This window comes from Klebsiella sp. HMSC09D12 (genome assembly GCF_001808475.1).
In the GTDB taxonomy this organism is placed as follows: Bacteria; Pseudomonadota; Gammaproteobacteria; order Enterobacterales; family Enterobacteriaceae; genus Klebsiella; species Klebsiella oxytoca.
Genome location: NZ_KV793423.1, coordinates 1 through 5,806, shown reverse-complemented (window position 1 = coordinate 5,806; position 5,806 = coordinate 1). Strand labels below are relative to the sequence as shown.

Annotated in this window: 4 protein-coding genes and 1 pseudogene; all 5 read right to left on the bottom strand. The window is 53.2% G+C overall.

Annotated elements, in window-relative coordinates; all coding sequences use genetic code 11:
• Positions 1-830: 830 nt before the first annotated feature.
• Positions 831-1,688: an incFII family plasmid replication initiator RepA gene (gene repA, locus HMPREF3178_RS05370; RefSeq protein ID WP_070585047.1), complete on the bottom strand. Its 858-nt coding sequence runs from the start codon at positions 1,686-1,688 to the stop codon at positions 831-833.
• The gene (gene tap, locus HMPREF3178_RS32070; protein WP_012539968.1) at positions 1,681-1,752 is read right to left on the bottom strand and encodes a RepA leader peptide Tap; all 72 of its coding nucleotides are present in this window, start codon (positions 1,750-1,752) and stop codon (positions 1,681-1,683) included. Before tap ends, repA begins: the two co-directional genes overlap by 8 nt.
• A gap of 228 nt (positions 1,753-1,980) precedes the next feature.
• Positions 1,981-2,232: a replication regulatory protein RepA gene (locus HMPREF3178_RS05365; protein ID WP_009309889.1), complete on the bottom strand. Its 252-nt coding sequence runs from the start codon at positions 2,230-2,232 to the stop codon at positions 1,981-1,983.
• 136 nt (positions 2,233-2,368) lie between these two features.
• A pseudogene (locus HMPREF3178_RS05360) lies at positions 2,369-2,803 on the bottom strand (phospholipase D family protein); the annotation flags it as partial.
• A 28-nt stretch (positions 2,804-2,831) separates the two neighbouring features.
• Positions 2,832-5,798 (bottom strand): Tn3 family transposase, encoded by a 2,967-nt coding sequence (locus tag HMPREF3178_RS05355; protein ID WP_070585048.1) that lies wholly within the window; start codon positions 5,796-5,798, stop codon positions 2,832-2,834.
• Positions 5,799-5,806 lie beyond the last annotated feature (8 nt).

The following is a 5,806-nucleotide window of genomic DNA, read 5'->3' as shown; positions in this document are numbered from 1 at the left end:
GGCGCAGCCGGCTGCTGTTTTGACAGGTTCTGCCAATCCCTTCCCCCGCCCTGATAAGCCATACCCGCTTAAAACATCTCAGACGCATCTGTACGCGGTCGGAGTGGTCCCGACAAGGCGACAGCCGCAGTCGGGGCGTATCTCCGCGTTAGCGGGCCGGAGGGCCGCTTACGAGCGTGTACCAGACAACTAACCGCAGCTCCACCCACAGCGATGAAGAAGAATAGTTACAACACCCATCATTAAAAGCGACACTACTCCCGGCCTTCGGCCGGGGGCGGCGGCGCTTTTCAGTGGTGGGGAGGGGCACCTGGCTGTCAAACCGGCGCCGGTTTTATGATGATTTTCCATTTGAATGCTGTAACTAATGTGGTTATCCGGTCGGGGCCCGTCGCGAAGCGATGGGAGCTCTCTCTGAGGTTGCCGAACCGGCGCGACCGGGAGGTCGCTGCAAGGGCGGGCATTCTCCTGAGCCTGTCCACAGGGCAGGCGATGAACAGGTTATGTGTTTACAGGATTTATTAAAGGATCTTTAAAAGAGATACAGAGCTGATGTTTAAAAGGAACCATGCGCCCTGAAAGTCCGACGGCTGGCGCTCTACGAAAATATCGGTTCGCGCTATATGAAATACTCCCTTGCAGTTATATGTGGATAACAGAATTCGGCCGTCAGAAGTGACGCAGGCGATAACATTTAAGGCCACTTTGACGCCAGGAAGACCGGAATTATGGTGAGGAATGCAGGTCTGAAGATGAGATAATACGTAGTAGCCGGCCAACAGGCGTGCGAAAGCCTCCGGCGCCGGCCGGATTTTTTAAAGAAGGTGATGTTATATGGGTACAGTGGCCAGTCGCGTGTAGTTGTTCCCGCGCGACAGCAGCATGCGCTCCTGCACACGGCGCTCAACCTCACGCTTCAGCGCTTCTTTATCTCCCCTGAAGCGGCCGGTGGCGTATTCGCGAGTCAGTTGCTGACGCACGCGCGTCTCAATGTCATGACGCTGCCGTGATGCATCCCGCCGTGCAGTATCCCGCTTCCGGCCGTGAGATTTACGCTCAGCCTGATAGCTGCGAAAACGCTCACGCACAAACCGCCATGCTTTTGCGATCAGTTCGTCCATCTCCAGGGGTTTCAGTTTCTGCTTTTTGCGCTGCAGGTTTTCCCACTCCACACGGCTGCGGCGCGCGGCCACCACAGCCACCTCAGAAACGTCAAGCGCGGAAAACAGAGCCGGGGTGAAGGTGATATCGGTCGGGATGTTACAGCCGATCTGCGGGTCATATTCAGTCTGATAGGTGATGAGCCCCAGCTCGGCCAGAAACTTCAGCGCCCGGGTGGCACGGCTGACTGACAGGTTGCCGTTCCTGGACTCGGTGGCCAGTCCACACTCGATGGCCATATTGATAATCGAGCGCTGCACGCGATTGGCCAGCGGATCATAGTGAAAACACATTGCCTGCAGTAGCGCGTCAATTGCACGCCGGCGCAACAGGGGTGGCATCCGGTGACGCTTACCCAGCGAACGCAAAAACGCCACATGAATGGAAAAATCAAAACGGGACGTGAAGCCTTCGGCTTTCGCCATCAGCTTACGGCAGAACGGCAGGGTCTTTTTCCCTTCTCGCGGCGTGAAAACCGGGTTCGGGTTTTTAACCTGTGAATAGTGGTTTTGAAGGATATCAGTCACCGCTTCCTGCGCTTATGTTGCACGGAAGGAGTGAGCACAGAAGGTCTTGAACTTTTCTGGGCATAATTCTATACTCCCTGCATAGAGCAACACGTTCTATGCAGTTTATGAAGGCCCCGTTAATCTTTTCTGTCCGCCAAGATTGAAGAAGATTATCGGGGTTTTTGCTTTCTGGTTCCGGGTAAACATCCACAAAACCAGCTCCCTGCCACCTTACGGCGTGGCACACCAAAAGCTCTAATCTCGCAGCAATTTAACACTCATCGGGTAAAGGTTCAAGAAAGTAAGCCCATTAAGATATGTTTCTGGCTAATGCTTCGCGTTGGATCAACCGGGACAGTACTTCAGCCTGTGTTAACCCATCGTCATGACACATTTTCATCAATATGTCTTTGAGCTGTGGTTCCAGGAACACTTTAACTTCTTTATGGGTGGCCCTTTTCTTTGCCACTGAAGATCGCTGTTTATCAGCATCGCTAAGTGGGTTCCCTTTCCGGTAGGGACGTTTCGATGAGGAAGTAACTCCGTTAACGACCTGTGACATCTCTGCCTCCTCAAGCATTTAACAAAATACCTGGACAAAGATACTACATGTCTTTATAGGCAGCGAGTGCACACATTAATTTAATGTAAAATACATTTTTCCTGTTGGCGCAGAAAAAATGTGTTCAATGTGATCGTTAGTACGATGAATGCCAATCAGTACCGCCATTCCAGCGAGACTGCCAGTGCTGCAGATAGCGTTGAGCTACGACTGGAACATCCCATACGACAAGCACGTTCTCTGAATTGACGCGTTCAGCGGCGCGGGTGTAGTTAAAAGACCCGACTTCAATATTGCGGCCATCGGCAATGATGACTTTATCGTGCATGATTTTGTACTGCGACACTGTGCGCACCGGGATGCCGGCATTGACCAGAAGATTCATGGCCGCCAGGCTCGCCTGGTTTTGCTTGCCGGTATTGGCTTTCCAGTCCAGAACCACCTTCACATCGACACCACGCCGCTTTGCCCTGACAAGCGCACCGGCGACTTCAGGTGAGGTAAAGGAATACCCCATCAGCCGGATTTCCTGCTGTGCAGAATCAATAGTCTTCAGGACCAGCTGCGGGGTTCGAGGTTCAATCGTGTAAAAAACCACGTTAAGGCAATAATTCATTGTTTGAATTGAAATTTAATGGCCTCAACTCTCCCTTCAGAATATTTTCCGGCAGCGTGAACGTATAATGTCCCAGCATGTTGATATGACCGTACATCAGTGGCGACAGGCGTGAGATATGCTCGTCTTCCGGGATCTCACCAGCGCTGCGCAAATGTGATAGCGCTTCCTGCATATAAAGCGTGTTCCACAATACAACTGCGTTAGTGACAAGCCCCAGCGCACCCAGTTGATCCTCCTGCCCCTCACGGTAACGTTTTCTAATCTCACCACGTTGGCCGTAACAGATCGCCCTTGCCACGGCGTGACGGCCTTCTCCCCGGTTAAGCTGAGTCAGTATCCTGCGACGATATTCTTCATCATCAATGTAGTTGAGGAGGTACAGCGTCTTGTTGACCCGTCCCACCTCCATAATCGCCTGCGCCAGCCCTGACGGACGGGAACTTTTTAAAAGCGAGCCCACAAGTTCTGAGGCGTGGACTGTACCCAGCTTCAGAGAACCGGAAACCCTCATCATTTCATCCCATTGGGTTTCTATCTTTGACAGTTCAACGCATCCCCGCGCCAGCTCATCCAGTACCCCGTAGTTCGCATTTTTATCTGCACGCCAAAATACCGCCTCACCGGCATCTGCCAGGCGGGGCGAAAACTGGTAGCCCAGCAGCCAGAACAGGCCAAAGATAATGTCGCTGGACCCTCCAGTGTCCGTCATAATCTCCACCGGATTCAGCCCCGTCTGCTGCTCCAGAAGCCCTTCCAGCACAAAGATAGAGTCACGCAACGTACCGGGGATAACGATGCCGTGAAAGCCGGAATACTGGTCAGAAACAAAATTGTACCAGGTGATCCCACGCCCTGAGCCAAAGTATTTTCTGTTAGGGCCAGAGTTCAGCGTTTTTACAGGAGTGACAAAGCGCATCCCATCTGCAGAAGCCACTTCTCCGCCGCCCCAGCGCTCAGACAGTTCCAGCGTGGACTGAAAATCGACCAACCGGGCATTAGCGCTGACCAGCGTTTCAGCCCGAATGTAGTTTTGTTTTACCCAGCTCAGACGGTGGCGGGTCAGTGCCGGAATACTGTGTTTGATCAGCGGTTCATGTCCGATATTGCAGGCTTCAGCGAGCAGTACGGCACACAGGCTGATGTTAAGATCCTGAGCACGGGCTTCAGACTCACTCACATGAGTGAATTCGCGGGTAAAACCAGTCCGGGCGTCAATTTCAAGCAGCAGCTCTGTCAGATCAACAGGGGGGACCAGCTGCCTGACGCGGCTGTTCAGAAGAATCAGCGGCTGCGGTTCTTCCAGTTTTTCCAGACTGCTGATGGTCAGGGACGGATATTTACCCTGATGACAGATGCTCACGGCAGCATTCAGCTCAAAGCGTGAGGCCACCGTTTTCCAGGTTTCGTCCAGTTCGGTTGCCAGCTGTTTAACGGCATTTCCACCATCGGTGGGGTGTCCAAGCGCCCGGCATACGGCGATCCGCTGAGCCTGCCATTCTTTCCCCTGAAGAAACTTCTGACGCGGATCGCCCCAGCGATCGCTGTTCTCCAGCCAGATATCGCGGCGACGCAGCGAATCCTGAAGGCGTTCCAGCAGGCACAATGAGTATCCTGCACGCTGTATCCGGCCTTCGGAGTCGTACACCAGACGTTTCCAGGGACCTGTAATGATCTGCTCAGGCGCATTCTCCAGGAGGCGTTTTTTCGAACCACTCAGTTCGGCCAGGTAATGTATGGCCGATAGCGTATTTTCGCCGGCAGGGGCAGACTGAAAATGTAAATCACGCAGCATCGCTGGCAGAAAGCGCTTAACCCGTCCATATTGCTCGACCATTTCATCCTGGAAATTTGTGTCCTGCGGGCGGGCAAGCTCATTGACTTTACCTACGGATTCCGCCAGCCGGTTCTTTGGTACGTGGCTGAAAATAGTCTGACGCAGCGCTGCGTCATCCATTTTATCATCCAGTAAAAGCGTACATGCATGTGCCAGAAGTAGCGCCGCGCGATCAAGATCTTTGAGCGTTCTGAGCCGTTTTTTCTGCCCGGTTTGCTTCGCTGAACGCGTGATATTGAGGATCAGCAGATCCAGAACATCGACAGCCTCATCGAGTGCCAAAATTTCCTGTGCTTTAACAAACGCGGTCAGGATGGCCAGCCGCCGTTCCTCCGGCATTCTGGCGATATATTTTACCGAAGCCATGCCAGCATAACGAGCCAGGTTGCGGAGTTGAATTGCAGGCAGCCCGGCAAAATTCAGCCGGGAAAACTCCAGGCTGCGCAGGCGTGTGTAGCGCTGAAGTGCGTCAGTAAAGGCCGGACCACTGACGTTGACGGGCCCTTTTCGTATCTGCTCCATCACGGAAACCCGCTGTCCTTCCGGTATGACAAGCAGACCGGCCAGTTGCTCAGTCTGCCAGCTGTCAGGTAATGCAGCCAGTCTGCGCCACAAACGCCTGCTTGCCCGCTCACGAATTTCGCCAATGAGCCTCGTCAGCGCTGAGGCTGCGGGCAACAATACTTTATTCTGGAGCAACCATGCCGTGGCAAAATCGAACATCAGACCGGGGCGCTCGTTACTGAGCCATGTGCGGATATAAAGCAGACGTTTCAGTCTGAACGACCAGGGGAAATCGCCAAAATCATGGTAGTCAGAGTGTTGCCTGATCAGCCTTTGATGCTCCCAACGGGTATTCTCTCTCTGGGCGTATCGGGCCATGATCTCAGGGCGATGAATGTTCAGCTGTAATGCAACGTAATTTCGGACGCCGGGAGGTATTTGCAAGGGATCGGTCTGGAAGGTTCCCAGAAAACGGGCCGTGGTTAGCTGAAGGGCAATCCCAAATCGGTTATGTTTCCCCCGGCGCTGATTAATAAAAACAAGATCGCGTTCATCAAGATGAAAATACCGGGCCAGCTGAACCTGGGGTCGTCTCAGAAAACGGAAAATAAAGCACG